The sequence below is a fragment of the Pseudomonas sp. SIMBA_068 genome (assembly GCF_046534705.1).
In the GTDB taxonomy this organism is placed as follows: domain Bacteria; phylum Pseudomonadota; class Gammaproteobacteria; order Pseudomonadales; family Pseudomonadaceae; genus Aquipseudomonas; species Aquipseudomonas putida.
Genome location: NZ_JAWRYI010000104.1, coordinates 1 through 388, shown reverse-complemented (window position 1 = coordinate 388; position 388 = coordinate 1). Strand labels below are relative to the sequence as shown.

At 64.2% G+C, this 388-nt stretch carries 1 protein-coding gene; it reads right to left on the bottom strand.

Features of this window, described 5'->3' with window-relative positions; genetic code table 11:
• Positions 1–344 (bottom strand): EamA family transporter (locus tag SB756_RS28370; protein ID WP_410912816.1); only part of this gene is annotated, 344 nt, incomplete at its 3' end.
• Between the last annotated feature and the right edge of the window lie 44 nt (positions 345–388).

The following is a 388-nucleotide window of genomic DNA, read 5'->3' as shown; positions in this document are numbered from 1 at the left end:
AGCAACAGTACCGGGCCGACCTGTACAACCAGTTGTGCGGTGCCAGGGCTGAGCAGCTTGAGGCCGATCAGGTACAGCACGTAGTTGCCCATCAGGCCGAGCACGGCCACAGCCACCAGCCCTTTGCCCTTGCGCCCGAGCTTGCCGAACGCTGGCAGCCGGCGATTGGCCCCCAGCCAGGCGAACAACAGCCCACCGGAAACCAGCAGGCGGTACCAGGTGACGGTGACCGGGTCCATCACCAGCAGCACCTGCTTGAGCTTGATCGGCAGGATGCCCCACAGCAGCGCGGTCAGAAGTGCCAGGAACAGGCCATAGACCCTGCGTCCGGAAGTGGTGTGCATACAGCCCTCGTTCAAGCCCGTGGTGGGGGTGGTTGGATTCTACG